We start from the raw sequence: 24250 nt of genomic DNA, 5'->3' as shown, positions 1-24250 counted from the left end.
GGGGCCCTCCGCCCCGTGACCCCGAACGGACCGCAAAAAGTGAGTCGAAACATCCTTCGTGTGCCCGTATGGCGCGATGAGCCGGCACGACGGACGACGACGCCGATCCAGGACCGGCGACTGGTCGTGCTCTGTGACATCGACGGCATGGACGCGGCCCGGCTGCGCCGCCTCTCGCCCGGTGTCTCCGTGGCGGAGGTGGAGAGCCGGGACGACGGGCCCGCGGCGGCCTACGAGCACGCGGCCACCCGGCTGCTCGGGGAGCTCCAGCGGCTGCTGAACCGACCGGACGGCGCCCCCTGCCGTGTCCAGGTCGTCTGCCGGGAGGCGACCCGACACGGCTACGCGGGTCTGCTCGGCATGCTGCGCACGGCGACCCAGGAGAACCCGGCCGTGCGCGGCCAGCTCATCGAGTTCACCGATCCGCCCGCGGACACCGAACTCGCCGAGGTGCTGCGGGCGGAGTCCGAGCAGGACGCGGACCACCTGCGCTACGACGGAACGAGGCGCCAGGTACGGGAGTGGGAACCGGCCCCCGAAGACGCGGCCCCGCACAGGTGGAGGTCCGACGGGGTCTACCTCATCAGTGGCGGGGCTGGCGGTCTGGGCCGACTCCTCCACGCCGACATCCTGCGGCACGCCCCCGAAGCGCGCGTCGTCCTGTGCGGACGTTCGGAGTCCGACCCCGGGAGCGGGACGCGGACCGAGTACCGCCGGGTGGACGTCACCGACGCCGCGGCCGTGGCGGACCTGGTCACCTCGATCGTCGCCGAGCACGGCAGGCTCGACGGGATCGTGCACGCCGCCGGTCTGGTCGGCGACGACTACGTCATCCGCAAGTCCCACCAGGACGCGCAGCGGGTCCTCGCGCCCAAGACCGCCGGACTGGTGAACCTGGACCGCGCCGCCCGCGACCTGCCCCTGGATTTCCTGGTCGCCTTCTCGTCCGGTTCGGGGGCCCTGGGCAACGCCGGACAGGCCGACTACGCGGCCGCCAACGGATTCCTCGACGCCTACCTGACCCGCCGCGCCGCTCTGTGCGCGGCGGGGCGACGCCGGGGGCGGAGCGTCGCCATCGGGTGGCCGCTGTGGCGGGACGGCGGAATGAGCGTTCCGGACGAGGAACTGCCCGCACTCACCGAGCGTTTCGGTCGGCCCCTGGACACGGACACCGCCCTGAGGGCCCTGCACGACGCGCTCGCGCTGGGCGCGCCCCAGGTCCTGGTCAGGGACGAGGAGGACGACCGGTCCGCGGGGACCGGCACCGGAGGAGAGCACGTGCACGAGGAAGCGATGCGGACCGACGAACTGCGCGCACGGGTCCTGCCCCGGCTCAAGACGTTGGTCGCCGACACGGTCAGGCTCGACGCCGACCGGCTCGACGCGGCCGCCCCGCTCGACGGCTTCGGGATCGACTCGTTGGCGGTGACACGCCTCAACCAGCGGTTCGCCCAGTGGTTCGGTGCCCTGCCGAAGACCCTGTTCTACCAGTACCCGACCCTGAACGACGTGGCCGGACACCTCGCGGAGCGGCATCCGGAGGGCTGCCGGTCCTGGCTGGCGAGCGAGACGGCCGACACCGGCGCACCGGCGCGCCCCGCCGTCGACCGGGGCGACCACGCGGTGACGACGACGCGCCCGCGCCCGGAGTCGGAGAGCGCGGACGAGCCCATCGCCATCATCGGGCTGACCGGACGTTACCCGGGCGCCCCCACGGTCGAGCACTTCTGGGAGAACCTGCGCGCGGGCCGCGAGAGCGTCGGGGAGATCCCCGCCGAACGGTGGTCGCTGGACGGCTTCTGGGAACCGGACGCGCAGCGCGCCGCGCTGGAGGGGGCCAGCTACAGCAAGTGGGGCGCCTTCCTGGACGGTTTCGCCGACTTCGACGCCGAGTTCTTCGGCATCGCACCGCGCGAGGCCGCGGACATGGACCCCCAGGAACGGCTCTTCATCGAGAGCGCGTGGTCGGTCCTGGAGGACGCCGGTTACACGCGTCGGCGGATCGCCGAACAGCACGACTCCCGGGTCGGCGTCTTCGCCGGGATCACCAAGACCGGGTTCGACCGGCACCGACCGCAACGGACGACGGGTGTTCCCGCCTCCCCGCGTACGTCCTTCGCGTCGCTGGCCAACCGGGTGTCGTACCTGCTGGACCTGCGCGGTCCGAGCATGCCGATCGACACCATGTGCTCGGCCTCGCTGACCGCCCTGCACGTGGCGTGCGAGCACCTGCGCAGCGGTGCGTGCGAGCTGGCCATCGCCGGCGGCGTGAACCTGTACCTCCATCCCTCGACCTACGTCGAGCTGTGCCGCTCCCGCATGCTCTCCGGCGGCGAGCACTGCCGCAGCTTCGGCGAGGGCGGGGACGGTTTCGTGCCCGGCGAGGGTGTCGGCACGGTGCTGCTGAAGCCGCTGTCACGGGCCGAGGCCGACGGCGACCCCATTCGCGCGGTGATCCTCGGTTCCGCCATCAACCACGGCGGACGCGGTAACGGGTACACGGTGCCCAACCCCCGCGCGCAGGCCGCACTCGTCCGTCAGGCCCTGGACCACGCGGGTCTCGCACCCGACGACATCGGCTACATCGAGGCCCATGGCACGGGGACCCGGCTCGGGGACCCCATCGAGATCGACGGGTTGACCCAGGTCTTCGGACCGGATGCGGGCACCCGCCGGCACGACCGTTGCTCGCTCGGGTCGGTCAAGTCGAACATCGGCCATCTGGAGGCCGCCGCCGGTATCGCGGGTCTGACCAAGGTGGTGCTGCAGCTCCAGCACGGAGAGTTCGCGCCCACCCTGCACGCGGAGCGGCCCAACCCCGACATCGACTTCGAGGCCGGTCCGTTCGCGTTGCGGACGTCGGGCGCCTCCTGGACGCGGCCGTCCGATGGCGGGCCGCGCCGGGCCGGCGTCTCCTCCTTCGGCGCGGGCGGTGCCAACGCCCACGTGATCCTCGCCGAGTACGAGGGCGGCGGGAGCGCCGTGCCCGCGCCCACCGAGCGTCCGTTGCTGCTGCCGCTGTCCGCCCGCACCTCGCACGACCTCCACGCGCGGGTCGATCGGATGGCCGCCTGGCTCGGCGCCGCCACGGACATCGACCTGCCGGCCGTCGCCGCCACCCTGCAGGAGGGGCGTGAGGCGATGGACGAACGCCTGTGCTTCATCGCCTCCACCCCCGCCGAGTGGCGCGAACAGCTCCACCGCTTCCTCGCCTCCCCCGACGACGAGGCCCCCTGGCACCGTGGGCGGGTCAGGGCCACCCGCGAGGCCCTGGCCGCGCTGGAGGAGAAGGAGGAGCTGCGCGCGCTGGTGGACCGGTGGGCCGCGCAGGGAGAACTGCACGAGCTCGCCGCGTTCTGGGCCAAGGGCATGCCCCTGGACTGGGAACGCCTGCGCACCGACGAGGGCCCCCGCCCGCGGGTGCACCTGCCCGGCTACCCGTTCGCGGGCCGGCGTTTCTGGTTCGACCCGTTCGGCGCCGAGGCCACCGACGTCCCCGAGGTCCCCGCCGCTCCGGCGGCCACGACCACGATCGGCCCGGACGAGGTCGAGCGGCTCCTGTTCGAGGCCCTGGGGGAGGCCCTCCAGATGCCGGCGGCCGAGATCGAGCGCCGCCGACCCTTCGCGGACTACGGCCTGGACTCGATCCTCGGCGTCAACCTGGTGCACACCGTCAACGCCGCGCTGGGCACCGCCCTGGAGACCACGGACCTCTTCGACCACGGCACCATCGACCGCCTGCGGACGTTCATCAGCCGGACCTACGGCGACACGCTGCACGTACCGGCACCGGCGGCACCGGCGGCACCGTCCACGGCGGCCACCTCCGCGAAGACACCCGACGCCGAGGACGACGCCATCGCCGTGGTCGGAATGGCGGCCCGCTACTCCGACGCCGAGGACCCCCAGGCACTGTGGGACCACCTCGTGGCCGGCCACGACCTGGTCGAACCCGTGACACGGTGGGAGCTCGCCCCCGACGTGGACTGCCGCTCGGGCAGCTTCATCCGCGACATCGACCGGTTCGACCCGGTCTTCTTCGGGATCTCCGGTGTCGAGGCCACGTACATGGACCCGCAGCAGCGCGTCTTCCTGGAGCAGTGCTGGAACGCACTGGAGGACGCCGGGTACACCGGTGAACGGCTGCGCGACCGGAACTGCGGCGTGTACGTCGGGTGCTACGCCGGGGACTACCACGACCTGCACGACGCCGACGCGCCCGCCCAGGCCCTGTGGGGCGCCATGGGCTCCATCGTGGCCTCCCGGATCGCCTACCAGCTCGACCTCCGGGGTCCCGCCCTGGCCACCGACACCTCGTGCTCCAGCTCGCTGGTCTCGCTCCACCTGGCCTGCCGCGACCTGCGCTCCGGAGCCGCCGACATGGCGATCGCCGGGGGAGTGTTCGTCCAGGCCACCCCGCGGCTGTACCGGTCGGCGAGCCGGGCCGGGATGCTGTCCTCCTCCGGCCGATGCTCCAGCTTCGACGAGAGCGCTGACGGCTTCGTGCCCGGGGAGGGCGCCGGAGCGGTGCTGCTCAAGCGGCTCGCCGACGCCGAACGGGACGGGGACCACGTCTACGGTGTGGTGCGCGCCTCCGGGATCAATCAGGACGGCACGACCAACGGACTCACGGCACCGAGCGCCGTCTCCCAGGAACGCCTGCTCAAGGAGGTGTACGCCGAGGGCGGCATCGAGCCGGGGGGCATCCAACTGCTGGAGGCGCACGGCACCGGCACGCCACTGGGCGACCCGATCGAGTTCCGCGCCCTGACCCGCGCGTTCGAGGGCGCACCGCAGGGCTCGGCCTTCCTGGGGTCGATCAAGACCAACATCGGGCACACCCAGTTCGCGGCCGGGATCGCCGGCGTCATCAAGTCGCTGTTGGCGTTGCGGCACCGGCGCATCCCGCCGTCCCTGCACTTCGAGCGGGCCAACCCGCGGGTGGCGTTGGAGGGCGGTCCCTTCACCGTGCCGACCTCGCCGGTCGCCTGGGAGACGCCCGCCCACGGCCCGCGCCGTGCGGCGGTGAGCTCCTTCGGGGCGAGCGGCACCAACGCGCACGTGGTGGTGGAGGAGCACACGCGCGCACGCGTCGCCGACCCGGGCGGCCCCTACGCGTTCCTGCTCTCCGGACGCACCCCGCAGGCACGCCGCGAGGTCGTCACGCGGCTGTCGGCCCACCTCGACCGGGAACCCGAGGCGTCGGCGGGAGCCGTCGCGTACAGCCTCGCGGCCGGCCGCTCCCACTTCCCGTATCGGCTGGCCGTGGTCGCCTCCGACCTGCGAGAGCTCTCCGCCCACCTGCGTTCCTGGCTGGACGGGGGCTCCGACCCGTCGGTGCTGGAGGGCGCGACCGTCGCCGACCCGAGCCCGTCCGACCGCCGTCCGTCGGGCCCGGACACGCTGGCCCGCGCCTACGTGCACGGCGAGGTCACCGAGTTCGCCGACGGTTTCCCGCACGAGGTCCGCTTCCAGGTGCCGCTGCCGACCTACCCGTTCGAGCGGCAGCGCTACTGGGTCCACACCGATCCGGCCACGCGGCGTCCCGCGGCGGCGGTCGTCCCCGGTGCCGCGGACACCGCCTCCGTGGCGAACCCTGGTGGGCAGGAGACCGCTCTGCGGATCCAGCTCAGTGGGGAGGAGTACTTCCTCGCCGACCACCATGTCGGTGGCCGCGCCGTGTTGCCCGCCGTGCTCTCGCTGGAGTTCGCCCGGCGGACGGCCGGCCCGGACTTCACGCCCCTCGGTCTGCGCGACGTGGTCTGGCCGGCACCGTTCCCGGTGGGGGAGGACGGCGCCGAGCTGACCGTCGTGCGGGCGGGAGCGGAGTTCCGTGTGCTGCGCGACGGCGACGAACTCCACGCCCAGGGCAGGGTCGAGGCCGTCGCACCGGTGGACGCCGAGGCCCTGGAGACGGTGCGGAACCGCTGCACACGGCGCCGTCTCACCCGCCGGCAGGTGCACACGTCCCTGGAGGCCGTCGGCATCCGCCACGGTCACCGGCTCCGGGCCATCGACACCCTGGACGTGGGGGACGGCGAGGTCCTGGCGGGACTGGTGCTCCCCGAGGGGACCGGGACCGATGATCACGCGTTGCACCCGGCCATGGTGGACAGCGCCATCCAGGCCGTCGTCGGCCTGTACGGCGACGAGAACGGTGGACTCGACGACTCCGCGGACGCCCCCGCACTGCCGTTCGCGCTCGACCGCGTCGACGTGCTCAGGCCGACGACCTCACGGATGTGGGCGCATCTTCGCTGGTCCGAGGGGTATCGGCCGGACTCGGAGGCGGCCAGGGTCGACATCGACCTCTACGACGAGCAGGGGAGGCCGAGCGTGAGCCTGCGCGGCTACACCTCCCGAAGCGCTCGCGCCACCGACGGATCCGACGACACGGCGGGCGCTCCCGGCACCGCGCTGCTCGCGCCGGTCTGGGACGCGCTTCCGACCGACCCCGACCCGCGCCCCGCCCCGGAGACCGGCCGCCTCCTCGTGATCGGCGGATCGGAGGACGAGCGCACCGAGCTCCGTCGACTGCACCCCGGCACCCGGTTCCAGGACCACACCGACCAGGTCGGGGAGGACGTCGACCACGTCGTCTGGGTCGCCCCCCACGCGCACACCGACGACGCCCTGTTCGGGCTGTTCGCTCTGGTCAAGACGTTGCTCGCCACCGGCGCGGACGCCCGGGAACTGTCCCTGACCGTGGTCACCCGTCGCGGGCGGATGCTCCCCGGAGACGAGACCTGCGTCCCCGCGCACGCCGGTGCGCACGGTCTCATCGGCACCGTCGCGAAGGAGTACCCGCACTGGTCGGTGCGGGGCGCCGACATCGACGGCCCGGTGCCCTGGCGGGAGCTGTTGGCGCTGCCGGCCGACCCGCGCGGTGAGACCCTCGGTCTGCGGCGCGGTGAGTGGTACCGCCAGCGCCTGCTGGAGGTGCCCGACCCCGGTACCGTGGCCGCGCCGCCCCGTCCGCGCGGGGTGCTCGTCGCCATCGGCGGTGCTGGTGGGATCGGCACCGTGTGGACCGAGCACGTCGCACGCCGGCACGACGCCCGCGTCGTCTGGATCGGGCGCCGCCCGCACGACGCCGACATCGCCGCCAAGCAGGACTCCATCACCGGTCCGCGACCGGGTTACGTGCAGGCCGACGCGACCGACCCCGAGGCGCTGCGTCGCGCCCGCGACGAGATCGTCCGTGACCATGGGCCGATCCGGGGCGTGCTGCACACTGCGATCGTTCTCGGGGACCGGACGCTCGCCCGCATGAGCGAAGAGGGGTTCCGGACCACCTACACGGCCAAGGCCGCGATCGCCCGGAACATCGGCGACGTGTTCGCGGGACAGCCGCTGGACTTCGTCGGCTTCTTCTCCTCCATGCAGGCCTTCTTCAAGGCGCCGGGCCAGGCCAACTACGCCGCCGGTTGCACCTACGCCGACGCCTTCGCCGAACTGCTGGACTCCCGACTGGACTGCCCGGTCAAGGTCGTGAACTGGGGGTACTGGGCCGGGGTCGGGGTCGTCACCGCGGACGGGTACCGGCAACGCATGGCCCGGCTGGGGATCGGCTCGATCGGTTCCGACGAGGGCATGGCCGCCTTCGACGCGCTGCTCGCCTCGCCGTACCGGCAGCTGGCCGTGCTCAAGGCGACGGACGCGAGCAGTATCGACGGGATCTACGGCGAGGACGCCCTGACGCACCCGCCCGTGACCGCGCCGTCCCTCATCGCCTCCCTGTGGGCGGAGCGGCCGGACCGTGCCGAGGAGATCGCTCGGGTGCGTTCCGTGGCCGACGGCCACGCGGCCTCCATGCACGACGCACTGCTGCGGATCACCTGGGCGCTGCTGCGGTCGATGGGGTTGTTCGCCGACGCCCGCTCCGCCACGGCCCGGGAGTGGCGCGCCGTGTGCTCCATCGAGGACCGCTACCAACGCTGGATGGAGCACACCCTGTCGGTGCTCGCCGACGGCGGCCACCTCGTCGCGGAGGACGGTCACTACCGCAGCGTGGACACCGCTCCGGTTCCGTTGGAGGAGGCCTGGCTGGAGTGGGAACGCGCACGGTCGAGGTGGGACGCCCAGGAGGCCAAGAAGGCCCAGGCGCACCTGGTCGACACGACGCTGCGCGCCCTGCCGGACATCCTCACCGGCCACCGCCCCGCCACCGACGTGATGTTCCCGAACTCCTCGACCGCCCTGGTGGAGAGCGTCTACAAGAACAACCCGGTCGCGGACCACTTCAACGAGGTCCTGGCGGACACGTTGGTCGACCACGTGCGGCGGCGTCTCACCGAGGACCCCGCCGCACGCCTGCGCATCCTGGAGATCGGTGCCGGGACCGGAGGCACCAGCGCGGTGCTGTTCCGGCGGCTGGCCCCGTGGGCCGAGCACATCGAGACCTACGCCTACACCGACATCTCCAAGGCCTTCCTGCTCCACGCACGTCGGGAGTACTCCGACATCGCGCCGTATCTCGACGGGCGCCTGTTCAACGCCGAGAAGCCGTTGGCCGAACAGGACCTCGAACCCGGCTCGTTCGACGTCGTGGTGGCCACGAACGTCCTGCACGCCACCCGCAACATCCGTCGCACGCTGCGCAACGCGAAGGCCGCGGCGAAACCGCACGCCCTCCTGCTGCTCAACGAGCTCAGCGACAACATCGTGTTCAGCCACCTCACCTTCGGCCTGCTCGACGGCTGGTGGTTGTACGACGACCCCGCGCTGCGGATCGCCGGTTCTCCCGGTCTGACCTCGCAGAACTGGCTGCGGGCGCTGTCGGAGGTCGGGTTCCGCTCCGGGTTCGCCGTCGCCGAGGGCGCCGAGGACCTGGGCCAACAGGTGTTCGTCGCGGAGAGCGACGGCGTGGTGCGACAGCCGCGGCCGGACGGGACGTCGAAGCTCCGAGGGTCACTGCCCGAGGCCGACGCGACCCAGACGTCCGCGGCGGAGACCGCTCCCGCTCCCACGGCGGCACCGCGAACCGACGGCCCGACCGCCGACGGCGGTGAACGTCTGTTCGACGCGGCCTGTGACTACTTCCGCGCCATGGTCGCCGAGGTGCTGCAACTGCCCGTCGCCGAGGTGCGGGCGGACGTGTCGTTCGACCGCTACGGCATCGACTCGATCCTGGTCGTGCAGCTGACCGACGCCGTGCGGCGGGTGTTCGACAACGTGGGCGGCACGCTGTTCTTCCAAGTGCGCGACATCACCGGTCTCGTGCGCCACTTCCTGGACACCGAGCCGGAGACCCTGGCCGCGGTGGTGGGCCCGGTCGCGGAACCGCGGCGGCCCGCGCCCGAGCGCACCGGACCGAGCGCGGAACCCATCGTGAGCGCGCCGGAGAACGCCGTGGACCCGTCCACGGCGGCCCGGACCGACGACGGTGGCATGGCCATCGCGATCGTCGGCATGGCCGGACGTTACCCCGGCGCCCGCGACCTCGACGCGTTCTGGGACAACCTGGTCCGGGGGCGCGACTGCGTCACCGAGATCCCCACCGACCGCTGGGACCACGACCGCTTCTACCACCCGCGACGCGGCGTGAAGGGCCGGACCTACAGCAAGTGGGGCGGGTTCCTGGACGGCGTCGACGAGTTCGATCCGCTGTTCTTCGGCATCTCGCCGGCCGCGGCGTCCAAGATGGACCCGCAGGAACGGCTGTTCCTCCAGACCGCGCACGCCACGTTGGAGGACGCCGGCTACACCCGTGACGGACTGAAGTCGGCCGCCGGCGCCCGCGTCGGCGAGGACGCCGGCGACATCGGGGTGTACGTGGGCGCGATGTACTCCGAGTACCAGCTCTACGGCGCGGAGAGCACCGCGCTCGGTCGGCCCGTCGTCGTTCCCGGAAGCCTCGCGTCGATCGCCAATCAGGTGTCGTACTTCTTCGACGCGACGGGACCGAGCCTCACCGTGGACACGATGTGCGCGTCCTCGCTGACCGCGATCCACCACGCCTGCGCGGCGATCGAGCGTGGTGAGTGCGGGGCGGCCCTGGCCGGTGGCGTGAACCTCTCGCTGCACCCGGGCAAGTACCTCATGATCGGGGAGAGCGGGTTCGCCTCCAGCGACGGTCGCTGCCGCAGCTTCGGCGCGGACGGAGACGGGTACGTGCCGGGCGAGGGTGTGGGCGCCGTGCTCTTGCGACCCCTGTCCGACGCCCTCGCCGACGGGGACCGCGTCCTCGGAGTGATCCGCGGTACCGCGCTCAACCACGGCGGACGCACCCACGGCTTCACCGTGCCCCATCCGCAGGCCCAGGCCTCGGTGATCCGCGCCGCCTGGCGCAGGTCCGACGTGGACCCCCGACGCATCGGATACGTCGAGGCCCACGGCACCGGAACCCCCCTCGGCGACCCGATCGAGATCGCCGGCCTGACCCAGGCCTTCGGAGCGTTCACCGAGGAGCGCGAATTCTGCGGGATCGGTTCGGCCAAGTCCAACCTCGGCCACCTGGAGTCCGCCGCCGGCATCGCCGGCCTCAGCAAGCTGCTGCTCCAGATCCGCCACGGGCGGGTGGTGCCGTCGTTGCACGCCGAACGGTCCAACCCGGAGATCGACTGGGCGCACACGCCGTTCGTGCTCGACCGCGAGGGCCGCGACTGGCCCCGGGTCGACGGTCGCCCCCGGGTCGGCGCGTTGTCGGCCTTCGGAGCGGGCGGTTCCAACGCCCACCTGCTGGTCGAGGAGCACACCGAGCCGGAAGCCACAGCCCGACCGGAGGGACCGTTCCTCCTGGTCCTTTCGGCCCTGGACACCGACCGCCTGCGCGCACACGCGGCCCGGTTGCGGGACCACCTGCGCGGCGGGGACCTCTCCGACGCCGACCTGGCCGACATCGCCCACACGCTCCAGGTCGGTCGGGAACCGATGCGGGAACGTTTCGCTGTGGTCGTCGGGGACCTGGCCGCGTCGATCGAGGCACTGGACGCGTGTGCGGAGGGGCGCGCCCTGCCCGCGGGCGCCTCCCGCGGCACCGTGACGAGCAGCACGGCGGGGTCCTTCGTCACCGACGCGGACCTCCAGGACACGCTGGTCCTGTGGCTCCGACGCGGCAAGCTCTCCGGTGTGGCCGAAGCCTGGACGAGCGGCGCGACCGTCGACTGGGCGCGGGCGCACGAGGACGGGCCCCGGCCGCGCCGGATCGCCCTTCCCACGTACCCGTTCGCCCGTGAGCGCTACTGGTACACCGACCTCCTCGACGAGGTCCCCGACCCCGTGGTGGGCCACGACGGTGCGACCTCGACACCGGGGACCGCCGTCTCCTCGACGGCGGCGCGCCGGACCCCGGAGCAGACCCCGCCCGCCGTCGTGACCGTGGACCGGCGCCCCGGTGACGCCGCCCCGCAGCGGTCCGGCCCGGCCCCTCGGGACGGAGGGCCGCGGGCCGCCGCGTCCCACGAGATCCCGGCCGGCGACGTGACACTGCACCCGGTGTGGGAGCCCGCGCAGCTGTTGCGCGGTCGCCCGTTCCCGGCCGAGGACGCCCGTGTCGTGGCGATCGGGCTGGACGACGCGATGCTCGCCGCGACGCGGGAGAGCCACGCGAACACGCGGGAACTGCGCACGGACGCCGCCTCGGTCGAGCGGGTCCGTGAGGAACTCGCCGCGCTCGCGCCGTTCGACCACGTGGTCCTGCGCTTCCCCGGTGACTGGCCCGAGAGCGCGGCGGACCGCATCGCCGCGCAGCGGGAGGTCACACTCCGGATGTTCCGCGTGCTGCGTGCGCTGACCACCCTCGGCGGCGGCGAACAGCGGTGGGGGATCACGTTGGTGACCTCCGGTGCCTTCGCCCCGGACCCGGACGAGCCGGTCGACCCGGTCCAGGCCTCACTCCACGGTCTGATCGGTGGCCTGGCCAAGGAACAGCCGCACTGGCGCCTGCGCGCCGTCGACCTCGCGGACGGCGAACCGTTCGTCCCGAGGGAGCTCTTCGCGTTGCCCGCCGATCGCCGGGTCCACCCGTTCGCGCGCCGCGGCGGGCAGTACCTGCGACGGCGGCTGATCCCCGTCGCGCCCACTCCGGAGCCGGAGCCCGTGCTGCGCCGTGACGGCGTCTACGTCCTCATCGGCGGTGCGGGGGACCTCGGGGTCATGCTCACCGAGTACCTGATCCGCGAGGTCGGCGCCCACGTGGTGTGGGTCGGTCGTCGCCCCGAGGACGAGCACATCCGGGCGAAGGCGGCGGGGTGCGCGGACGCGGGTCGCGTTCCCGCCTACCTCTCGGCCGACGCCTCGGACGCCGACGCGCTCGCCGCGATGCGCGACGAGACGATCCGTCGGCACGGCCGTATCGACGGGGTCTTCCACCTCGCGATGGTCTTCAGCCACACGCCCCTCGCGGAGATGACCGAGACGGAGGTGGAGGCGACGCTCGGCGCGAAGGTCGATCCCTGCGTGCACTTCGCCGACGTCTTCGCCCGGAGCACCCCCGGGTTCATCCTGTTGGTGTCGTCGCTGGTGAGCTTCATCCGCAACGCCGACCAGGCGCACTATTCCGCGGCCTGCGCGTTCGAGGACGCCCGTGCGGCGCAACTGGCGGCCGAACTCGACATCCCGGTGAAGGTCGTCAACTGGGGCTATTGGGGCAACGTGCCCGACGACCTGCTCCAGGCCGTCACGGAGATGGGTCTGGCCCCGATCGATCCGGCGGGCGCGATGGGCGCGATCCGACGGCTCTTGGCCGGGCCTTTGGACCAGGTCGGGTTCATGCGACTCGGTCGCCCCCTGCCGGTCGAGGGCACACTCACCGAGGAGGTCCTGGAACCGCGGGCGGAGCTCGTGGCCGCTCCGGTGAACGCCGTCGAGGTCCCGGTGCCCGCCGAGCTCGCCGCCGTGCACGAGGGCACGCTCCCGGCCGAGGTCGAGGCGTTCCTGTGCAGGCGTCTGGCGGCCGAGTTGCGCGCCGCCGGGATCGACCCCGGCCAGGCACCCGAGGCCCACCTCACGGAGTGGCACGCGACCACGTTCCGGGTACTGACCGAGCACGGACTCGTCGAGAACGGACGGTGGAGTCCGGACGTCCCGGCCGACCCCGAACCCCTGCGCGCGGCCTGGGCCGACCAGGTGGCCCGCGTGCAGGAGGCCGACCCGGACCTGACCGAGCCGCTGCGCCTACTCGGGCACACCCTGCCGGTCCTCGGCGAGGTGATCGGCGGACGCGTGACGGCGACCGACGTGCTCTTCCCGAACGGCTCGTTCGAGCGTGTCGAGGGCGTCTACCGCGCCAACCGGGTCGCCGAGCACTTCAACGCCGTGCTCGCCGAACAGGTCACCGCCTTCCTGCGCGCCCGTCGCGAGGCCGCACCCGACGCCGCCCTGCGCGTGCTGGAGATCGGTGCGGGTACCGGCGGTACCACCGTGCCGGTACTGGAGCGGTTGGAGAGAGTGGGCCTCGACGTCGCGGAGTACTGCTTCACCGACCTGTCCCAGGCCTTCCTCCAGAACGCACAGGACACCTTCGGGCAGCGGCGACCGTACCTGTCCTACCGGGTCTTCGACGCCGCACGGGCGCCGCAGGACCAGGGGCTCGACGTGGGGTCCTTCGACGTGGTCATCGCGGCGAACGTGCTGCACGCGACGGAGAACATCCGGCCGACCCTGCGCGGGGCGAAGGCCCTGCTGGGGGGCGGAGGACTGCTGGCCCTCAACGAGATCACCGGGTTCTACCTGATCAACCACCTCACCTTCGGTCTTCTGGACGGCTGGTGGCTCCACGACGACCCCGAACTACGTGTGCCCGGCTCGCCCGCGTTGTCGCCACGAAGCTGGCGGCGGGTGCTCCGCCAGGAGGGCTTCACCCACATCACGGAGCCGGCCGCCGACGCCCTCGCGCTGGGGCAGCAGATCGTGACCGGTCACAGTGACGGCCTGGCGCGCGGTCCGCGGGTACCGGCCGAGGAGGCCCCCGTGGACACGGTCCGTGAGGAGACCGTGGACGAGGTCCCCGCGGCGTCGGTCGCGGACGTGGTGCTGACCGAGCTCGCCGCGGCCTTGCGCGTCTCGCCCCGACGCATCGATCCGGAACAGGCCTTCGCCGACTACGGGCTCGACTCCATCGTGGGCGCGTCGTTCGTGCAGCGCCTCAACACAGTGCTCGGCGTGGACGTGCTCACCACGGTGATCTTCGACCACCGCAGCGTCCGACGGCTCGCCGAGCACCTGGTCGCCGCGCACGGCGCCCGCGCGCCGCGCGCCGCGGAACCGTCGAGCGGGGCCGCACCCGGTGCCGGGGCATCGGACCCCGTGCCGGCGGCGGGGGCCGGGTCCGCTCCGGTGCGCGACGGCGGCGGCGACGAGCCGATCGCGATCATCGGGATGAGCGGCCGCTTCGCCGGTTCGCCGGACCTCGACGCGTTGTGGCGCCACCTGGCCGACGGTGACGACATGGTCGGGCCGATCGAACGCTGGGACCTGTCCGAGGTCGGTGAGGACGAGCTGTCCTGCCGTTCCGGGAGCTTCCTCGACGGCATCGACGAGTTCGACGCCCGCCTGTTCAACCTCACCGGGCTGGAGGCCACCTACACCGACCCGCAACAGCGCCTCTTCCTGGAGCAGGCCTGGAGCGCGTTGGAGAACGCCGGTCACGCCGGGCCGTCGCTGAGCGGAAGCCGCTGCGGCGTGTACGTCGGTTGCACCGGGGGCGACTACGACCGTTGGTTCGACGGGCCGCCGCCCGCCCAGGCCGCCTGGGGCAACGCGCCCTCGGTCGTGCCCGCGCGCATCGCCTACCACCTCGACCTCCAGGGGCCGGCGGTCTCCGTGGACACCGCCTGCTCCAGCTCGCTGGTCGCGGTGCACCTGGCCTGCCAGAGCCTGAGGAGCGGTGAGACCGAGCTGGCCCTGGCGGGAGGGGTGAGCGTACAGACCACCCCCGAGACCCACCTGGCGGCCGACCGCGGCGGCATGCTGTCGCCGACCGGCCGCTGCCGCACGTTCGACGCGGACGCCGACGGTTTCGTCCCCGGCGAGGGCGTGGGCGTCGTGGTGCTCAAGCGGCTCTCCGACGCGATCGCCGACGGGGACCACGTGCACGCGGTCATCCGCGGCAGCGCGGTCAACCAGGACGGCGCCAGCAACGGCATCACCGCCCCGAGCGCCCTCTCCCAGGAGCGCCTGATCCGTCAGGTCCACGAGGACTTCGACATCGACCCGGCCGAGATCGGCATGGTCGAGGCGCACGGAACCGGCACCCGGCTCGGCGACCCGATCGAGTGCCAGGCGCTCGTCGCCGCCTTCGGGCAGGCGGGCCCGCCCGGATCCTGCGCGTTGGGGTCGATCAAGACCAACCTCGGGCACACCACCTCCGCCGCCGGGGTGGCGGGACTGCTCAAGGCCGTGCTGTCCCTGCGTCACGAGCAGATCCCCCCGTCGTTGCACTTCCACCGGTTGAACCCGGCGATCCGCCTGGAGGGCAGCCCGTTCACGGTGAACACGCGTCTGGCCGAGTGGCGACCGAACCACCTCGGTGGCAGGGTCGCCGCGGTGAGCGCCTTCGGGTTCAGCGGGACCAACGCGCACCTCGTGGTCGAGGGGCCACCGGCCCGCACCCGGCCCGACACCGCCGAGGCCGAGCACGTGTTCCCGTTGTCCGCGCGAGGGCCCGAAGCCCTCCGACAGCGCGTCACGGACCTGGCCGAACACCTGCGGCGCACACCCGAGATCGCCCTCGCCGACGTGAGCCACACCCTCGCGGTGGGTCGGGAGCACTACGCCCACCGCGCGGTGGTCACGGCCTCCTCGCACGAGGAACTGGTGCGGCGCCTGGAGGAGTGGCCCGCCCACGGCACGGAGCCGGGCGGGATCGCGGCCCGCTACCTGGCGGGGGAGAACGTGGACTTCGCCCCGTTGTTCGCCGGAAGGGACGTGCGCCGGGTGCCGTTGCCGGCCACTCCCTTCCAGCGCAAGAGGTACTGGCCCACCGGACGACCCCGCTGGGGCGCCTCCGCCCCGACCCCGGACGCCCCCGTGGCGCGGACGCCCGTGTCGGGTGAGCCGCGGTCGGCGACCAGTACCGATTCGGGCTCGGTCGCCCCGCCCTCCGCCCACCGGGCCGTGGACGACGCCACCTCGCGCGCCGGGCTGGAGGAGCGCGTCCTCGACGAGCTGTCCCGGGTCCTGATGATCGAACCCGACGAGATCGACCCGGAGGCCTCGTTCTCCGACTTCGGCGTCGACTCCGTCCTCAGCGTGCGTCTGGTGGGGGCCCTCAACACGGCCTTGGGCGTGGAGCTGGCGAACACGGCGCTGTTCGAGCACAGCACCCTGCGCCGGATCACCGCGCACCTGCTGGAGGAGTACGGCGAGCAGGTGCTCCCGGCCACGACGGATGCGGCCGGTCCGGAACCGGTCACTGAGGCCGCCACGGGAACCGACCGCACCCCGGTGCGGACGCAGGAACCGTCGGACGGATCCACCGACCCCGTGACGCCCACCGCCGCGGACCCGGCCGACCCCGCCGGCGGGGCCGGCGAGGACGACGCCATCGCCGTCGTCGGTCTGGCGGCGCGTTTCGCCGACTCCCCGGACGCGGGTGCGCTGTGGCGCCACCTCGCCGACGGCGACGACCTGGTCGACGACGTGACCCGCTGGGACCTCACGGACACGTTCGGGGAGAGGAGGCCGCAGGGCAGTCTCCTGGACGACATCGCGCGCTTCGACGCCTGGTTCTTCCGGATGTCCGGCAAGGAGGCCGCCTGCACCGACCCGCAGCAGCGGATCTTCCTGGAGGAATGCTGGCACGCGCTGGAGGACGCCGGCTACGCCGGCGAACGCCTCGACGGCCGCGGTGTCGGGGTCTACGCGGCCGGGGCGCCGAGCGACTATCAGCAGCTGCTGGGTGAGGACGCGCCGCCGCAGACGCTGTGGGGCAACATCTCCTCGGTCATCGCCTCCCGGATCAGCTACTTCCTCGATCTCCAGGGCCCCGCCCTCTCGGTGGACACGGCGTGCTCCAGCTCGTTGATGGCGATCCACCAGGCCGCGCGGGACCTGCGCGACGGAGAGACCGACATGGCGTTGGCGGGGGGTGTCTTCGTGCAGTCCAGCCCGGCGTTCTACCGGGCGGCGCACCGCGCGGGCATGCTCTCGCCGACCGGTCGCTGCCACACGTTCGACGCCGCCGCGGACGGTTTCGTGCCCGGAGAGGGCTCCGGGGTCGTGGTGCTCAAGCGCGTGGCCGACGCGGTGCGCGACGGTGACCACATCCACGGTGTCCTGCGCGCCTCCGGCACCAACCAGGACGGCACGACCAACGGGCTCACCGCACCGAGCGCGCGCTCGCAGGCGCGGTTGCTACGGCGGACCCATGAACGTGCGGGGATCGATCCCGCGGGGATCGGCCTCGTCGAGGCGCACGGCACGGGGACCGCGCTCGGTGACCCGATCGAGTTCTCGGCGTTGCGGACGGCCTTCGGCGACGCTCCGGTCGGGACGACCGCGTTGGGCTCGATCAAGACGAACATCGGGCACACGCAGTTCGCGGCCGGCGTGGCCAGTGTGCTCAAGGTCCTGCTGGCGCTGGAGCACGGACAGCTGCCGCCGTCGCTGCACTTCGAGGCGGCGAACCCGGCGATCGCGCTGGACGACGGCCCGTTCTACGTCAACACCGAACTGCGGGACTGGCCGGCCTTCGCCGCTCCGCGGCGGGCCGCGGTGAGCTCGTTCGGCGCGTCGGGCACCAACGTGCACGCCGTGTTCGAGCAGGCGCCCGCGCCCGTCCGAGGGCACGCGCCCAGGGAGGCGTGGCTGATCGTGGTGTCCGGGCAGGACGACCGTTCCCGAGAGGCCCAGGTGCGCCGTCTGCTGGACCACCTGCGCGCACACCCGGAGACGGACCTGGGCGACGTCGCGTTCACGCTGGCCACCGGTCGGCGGCACTGCTCGCACCGGTTCGCGTGCGTCGTGCGCGACCGCGCCGAACTGATCCGCGCGCTGAGCGGAGAGGCGCCCGAGCTGGTGGTCACCGGCGCGTCCGTGGACCACCGCCCCGATCCGGTCGCGGCCGACCGCGCCGCCGGCCTGGTCGCCGGTGCCCCGGACCGGGACGGCCTGCTGGAACTGGCCGGGCTCTTCACCGCCGGAACCGAGATCCGCTTCGTCCCGCTGTTCGGCACCGGGTTCGGCGTGACCCCGTTGCCCGGTTACGCCTTCGCGCACGAGCGTTACTGGTCGGCACCGTCGCCGTCCGTGCTGTCCGGAACCCCGGTGGCCGAGGACCGCAGGCGGGTGGAGCTGACCGGTCGGGAGTTCTTCCTCGACGACCACCGGGTGCGGGGCGAGGCCGTGCTGCCGGGCGTGGCCTACCTGGAGACGGCCCTGGCACTGGGGGACTGCGCGCGGCTGCGCGATGTCGTGTGGTCCCGGCCGGCGCGCGTCCACGAGCGCACCGCGTTGGAGGCCGTCCTGGTGCGGCAGGACGACGGCACACGCTATGAGATCGCTTCCGAGGTCGGCGTGCACGCGCACGGCCGGATCGATCCCACGCCCGCGCAACGACCGGAGCCCCGGGACCTCGCCGCGCTGCGCGCCGCCTGCGACCGGACGGTCGACCATCGGCGGCTCTACCGGGACTTCGACCGTATGGGCGTCCACTACGGCCCGGCTATGCGCGGTGTCGCGGAGCTCTTCGTCGGTGACGGCCTCGCCGTCGCCCGACTGGAGCTGCCGGACGCCGCGCGCGACGGAGCCGAGTGGAGGTTGCACCCGGCGATGCTCGACGCGGCGGTGCAGACCACGCTCGGACTCTCGTCCGGCGAGACCGCCGCGGCGCTGCCGTTCGTGTTGGAGGAACTCCGGTTCTTCGCCCCGGCCCCGGCCACGGGGTGGGCGGTGGCCCGGCCCTCGTCCCAGGACCCCGGCGGTCGGGTACGGCGCACCGACATCGACCTCTGTGACGACGAGGGGACGGTGTGCGTGAGGTTGCTCGGCCTCAGCGCCAGGGTGCTGGAGGCCGGCCCGGAACTCGTGCTCGCCCGGAACGGCCTGCGCGAGGCGGAACCGGTCGTGCGCCCCGGGACCCCCGTCCGGCACGACGTGCTGCTCGCCGGTGTGACCGGCGTGGACCCCGACGCGCTGGCCGCGGCGCTCGGCGTGCCGTGCTCTGTGCTCCAGGACCGGGGCGACGGACCCGGCGAGCGGTTCACGGCCGCCGCCGAGGCACTGCTGGCCCACATCCAGGGCGCCGTCCGGGCCACACGCGACGGTCGGGTCCTCGTGCAGGTCGTGTGCGAGCGGCCGTTCTCCGGGCTGAGCGGACTGCTGCGCACCGCCCGGATGGAACACCCGAAGCTGGTGACCCAGCTGGTCGAGGTCGAACCCGGGACGGACGTCGCGCGGTTGGACACCTGGCTGCGCTACGACGCCGCGAGCCACGACGACGCGTTCGTCCGCCACGAGGGGGGACGCCGACTCGTTCCGGAACGGACCGAGGTCGCGACGGATCCCCGGGAGCAGGAGGAGCCCTGGCGGTCCGGCGGCGTCTATCTCGTCACCGGGGGAGCGGGCGGCCTCGGGGCCGTCTTCGCCCGCCATATCGCCTCCCGAGCCCCGGGCGCGACGCTGGTGCTGTGCGGCCGGTCGGACGAGTCCGACGAGCATCGCGCGCTGTTGGCGGAACTGACCCGGGCCGGTGCGTCGGCGACGTACCGCGTACTGGACGTGAGCGTGCGCGCCGACGTCGAGGACACCGTGCGCACGATCGTCGAGCGGCACGGCCGCCTGGACGGTGTCGTGCACGCGGCCGGGACGCTTCGCGACGGTTATCTCGCCACCAAGACCGCGGCCGACCTGAGGGCGGTCTTCGCGGCCAAGGTCGCCGGCACGATCCACCTCGACGAGGCCACGGCCGATCTCGACCTGGACTGCTTCCTCGCGTTCTCCTCGCTGTCCGCTCTCGGCAACCCGGGCCAGGCCGACTACGCGGCGGCCCACGCGTTCCTCGGCGACTACGCGGAGTACCGCGCGGAGGCGGTGCGCGCCGGGCGACGCAGCGGCCGCACGCTGGAGATCGCCTGGCCGTTGTGGGAGAGCGGCGGCATGGGCGTGGACACCGCCACCGGTGAGCGCATGCACCGGTCCGTCGGCATGGTGCCGATGCCCGATGGGATCGGCGTCGAGGCCCTGCTGCGGGCCTACGCCACCGGTGAGACGCGTGTGTCCGTGATCTACGGCGACCGCGCCCGCGTCACCTCGACCCTGCTGTCCACGGCGGACGGGACCCGACCGGGGGACACGACACCGGAGGACGCGGAGTCACGACCGGTCCGGCCTGTCGGTCCGTCGCCGGACCCCACGGAAGCGACGGGCACGGATCCGGGTCGGCCCGATCCGATGTCCGCGCACGACCGGGCGTCCCTGCTGTGGCGGGTCCGTGAGCACGCCGCCGCCGTGTGCGGTGTTCCGACCGCGGAGATCGACCCGGCCGTGGAGCTCACCGAGTACGGCTTCGACCTCCCCTCCCTGACCGCCCTCGCCGATGCCGTCGGCGCCGAGTTCGGCAGGGACCTCTCCCCGTTCACCTTCACCCATCACCCGACCCTTGAAGAGGCCATGGACCACCTCATACCCTCTCGACCGGAGTCCGGGTCGGCGGCGGCACGCCCCACACCCGGACCGGAGACCGCGGACACCGCGGAGACGGACCCCGGCCCGTCCAGGGAGGACCGCCGTAGGGCACTGTTGGCCGAACTGACCGGCCGCGTCTCCACGCTCCTGGACGTGCCAGCGTCGCGGATCACCGCCGCGGCCGAGTTCACCCGCTACGGGTTCGACTCGCTGTCGCTGACAGGGTTCGCCGACGAACTCAACACCCTGTACGGGCTGCGGTTGGTGCCGACGGTGTTCTTCGAACACCCGACCCTCGGCGAGATCGCGGACCTGTTGTTGGACGAGTACGGTGTCTCCGCCGCCGCCGCCGCCCCGCGGCAGGAGCCCCGCCCCACGGCCGAGACGACCGTGCCCGGCCGGGAGCCGGAGGCCTCGGAGGCCTCCGAGTCGTCCCTCGGCGCCGCGCCGTCCTCCTCCGGCGGCGAGCCGATCGCCATCGTCGGTATCAGCGCCCGCTTCCCCCAGGCCGACGGTCTCGACGAGTACTGGGGTCACCTCCGCGACGGCCGCGACTGCACGCGGCAGGTCCCGGCCGACCGCTGGGACTGGCGGGCGTACTACGGGGACCCGGTCAAGGACCGCAACGCCTCGAACGTCATCGCGGGCGGGTTCATGGACGGTGTCGGAGACTTCGACCCGAAGTTCTTCGACCTCTCGCCCAAGGAAGCGGAACTGATGGATCCGCAGCAGCGCCTGCTCATGCTGCACACGTGGAAGGCGCTGGAGGACGCCGGTTACGCGGCCGAGGACGTGGCGGGCACCGACACCGCCCTGATCGCCGGCACCACCAGCACCGGGTACAGCACCCTCGTCACCCGCTACAGCCCGGCGATCGAGGGTTATGACATCACCGGGGCGTCCCCGGCGATGGGGCCCAACCGCACCAGCTTCTTCCTGGACCTGCACGGACCGAGCGAACCGGTGGACACCGCCTGCTCCAGCGCCCTGGTGGCGATGCACCGGGCCGTGCACCTGCTGCGCTCGGGGGCCTCGGACATGGCGATCGCCGCCGGGGTCAACACGATCGTCAGCGTCGACGGGCACATCAGTATCTCCAAGGCGGGGATGCTCAGCCCCGAGGGCAAGTGCAAGACCTTCTCCGACGGCGCCGACGGTTACGCCCGGGGTGAGGGGGTCGGAGTGGTCGTGCTCAAGCGGCTCGCCGACGCCGAGCGCGACGGCGACCACGTCTACGGTCTGATCCGTGGGACCTCGGAGAACCACGGTGGGCGCGCGAGCTCGCTCACCGCGCCCAACCCCAAGGCCCAGGCGTCCCTGCTGCGCGACGCCTACACACAGGCCGGTGTGGACCCGCGCACCGTCGGCTACGTCGAGGCGCACGGTACCGGAACCAGGCTCGGTGACCCGGTGGAGATCAACGGGTTGAAGAAGGCCTTCGCGGAGATGTACGCGGAGGTCGGCGCCGAGGTCGAGACGGCTCATGTCGGCGTCGGTTCGGTGAAGACCAACATCGGACATCTGGAGTTGGCCGCGGGCGTGGCCGGTGTGATCAAGGTGCTGTTGCAGATGAAGCACCGGAAGCTGGTGCCGAGCCTGCACTGTGACACCGTCAACCCCTACATCGACCTCACCGGCAGCCCCCTGTACCTGGTCCGGGAGTTGCAGGACTGGCGGGCGCCGCGGGACGCGGACGGCCGCGAGCTGCCGCGGCGCGCGGGGGTGAGCTCGTTCGGCTTCGGCGGCGTGAACGCCCACGTCGTGCTGGAGGAGTACGTCCCGCGCCCGACCCCGGGGGATCCGGTGACGGATCCGGTGCCGGTGGTCCTCTCGGCGGCCCACCCCGAGGTGCTGCGGGAACTCGTCCGGCACTGGGTGGACACCCTCGACCGGGGCGAACTCGGCGACACCGACCTGGCGGACATCGCCCGCACGACCCAGACCGGACGCACGCCGATGGCCGAACGCCTCGCGGTGCTCGCCCGGGACGTCACCGATCTTCGGGGGGCCCTGGACTCCTGGCTGCGAGGCGACGCCGCGCGGGTCATCACCGGTCGGGTGGCGCGGGACACCGAACCCCCCGCGGCCCCCGAGGCGGAGCCGACCTCCCCGGAATCCCTCCACGCGCTGCTGGAGGCGTGGGTCCGCGGGGCCGACGTGGACTGGAGCGGGCTCCACGAGGGGCGTGCGCACCGCCGGCTCCCGCTGCCGACCTACCCGTTCCGTCTGCGCCGTTACTGGGTCGACACCACCACGCCGGTCACCGGTCAGCGTCCGCTCCACCCGATGCTGCACCGCAACACCTCCGACCTGGAGGAGACCAGGTTCACCGTCCGCTTCACCGGTCGTGAGCCGTTCCTGACCGACCACCGGGTGCAGGACGGCGTGATGTCCGTGGTGGCCGACTGGCGGCCCGGCCCCGGGTACACGGCCTCCGGGGGGACCGGCGTTCCGGTGCTGCCCGCGGTGGCCTCCCTGGAGTTGGCCCGGGCGGCGGCCGTCCTGGCCGCCGGGGGCGAGGCCGCGGAGTGGTCGGTGCGCCTCGCCTCCTGGCGACGCCCGCTCGTGGTCGACACGGAGACCGACGTCCACGTGGCCCTGCGCGCCCGTGAGGACGACGGCATGAACTACTCGGTCTACACCGAGCACGACGGCGAGCGGACGGAGATCGCCCGAGGTCAGCTCCGTCGGCGCACCACGACGCCCGAACGGTGGGACCTCGAGGCGGCCCGCGCGGCGTGCGACGGGATCGAGCTGGACGGCGCCGACTGCTACGCCCGCTTCACCGGGTTCGGCATGAGCTACGGCCCGGCGCTGCGCGGCGTGGAGCGTCTGTACACCGGCTCCCGCATGGCGATGGCGCGGCTGCGCACCCCGGCCGCGGCCGAACAGCCCGACACGGTGGTGCTCAACCCGTCCGTCCTGGACGCCGCGTTGCAGGCGACCACCGGACTGTTCCTCGACCAGGAGACGACCACCGGGGCGGCTCTGCCCTACACGGTCGCCGAGGTCCGGATACTGAGCGCGATCCCGAGGACCGCGTGGGCCGTGGTCCGGTTCAACGCCGACGACAACCCCGGTGCCCTGCGCCGGACCGACGTCGACGTCTGCGCCGATGACGGCACGGTGTGCGTCCGACTGCGCGGACTGACCCTGCGCACGGTCGGTGAGCCGCTGGCACCGGAGGAGGACGACGACGAGGCCCGCCTGCTGCAGCTCTTCGAAGCCGTCGGCGCGGGCGACCTGAGCGCCGCAGAGTTCAAGAGGAGCCTGTCATGAGTGACCGCATCGAATCCCTGGACGAACTCCACCGGCTGATCAGGGAGGGGCGCGTGGAGCAGGACGAGGCCCTGGGCCTGCTCCAGGATCTCCGGGCACGGGGCGCCGACGGGGAGCCGACCGAGCCGTCGGCGGCCGGGGGAGCGGCGGAGCCGCCCACCACGGCCATGGAACCCGTCCACGGCACGGCCGACCTGGTGGAGACCGTGCGGGGGGTGGTGCTCGACCGCGTGTGCGCCCTGCTCAAGGTCGACCCCTCCGACCTCGAAGCGGATGTGGAGCTCACCGAGTACGGTCTGGACTCGCTCATCATCAGCCAACTGGTCGCGCAGGTGAACGAGGAACTGGGTCTGGACCTGGTGCCCACCACGCTGTTCGAGTATCCGACGCTGCGACGTTTCAGCGA

General features: G+C 72.8%; 2 protein-coding genes. Both read left to right on the top strand.

From position 1 onward, the window contains the following. Positions 1-60 precede the first annotated feature (60 nt). A complete protein-coding gene (locus DSY14_RS01210) occupies positions 61-23844 on the top strand; it encodes an SDR family NAD(P)-dependent oxidoreductase (RefSeq protein WP_211714522.1) in 23784 nt (7927 codons plus the stop codon). Beyond that, positions 23841-24250 (top strand): acyl carrier protein (locus DSY14_RS01205; RefSeq protein WP_211714521.1); only part of this gene is annotated, 410 nt, incomplete at its 3' end. The genes DSY14_RS01210 and DSY14_RS01205, both read left to right, overlap by 4 nt.

Origin of the sequence: Nocardiopsis sp. MG754419, assembly GCF_018207095.1 — a bacterium.
Taxonomy (GTDB): domain Bacteria; phylum Actinomycetota; class Actinomycetes; order Streptosporangiales; family Streptosporangiaceae; genus Nocardiopsis.
This window is presented reverse-complemented; position numbering and strand designations above follow the sequence as displayed.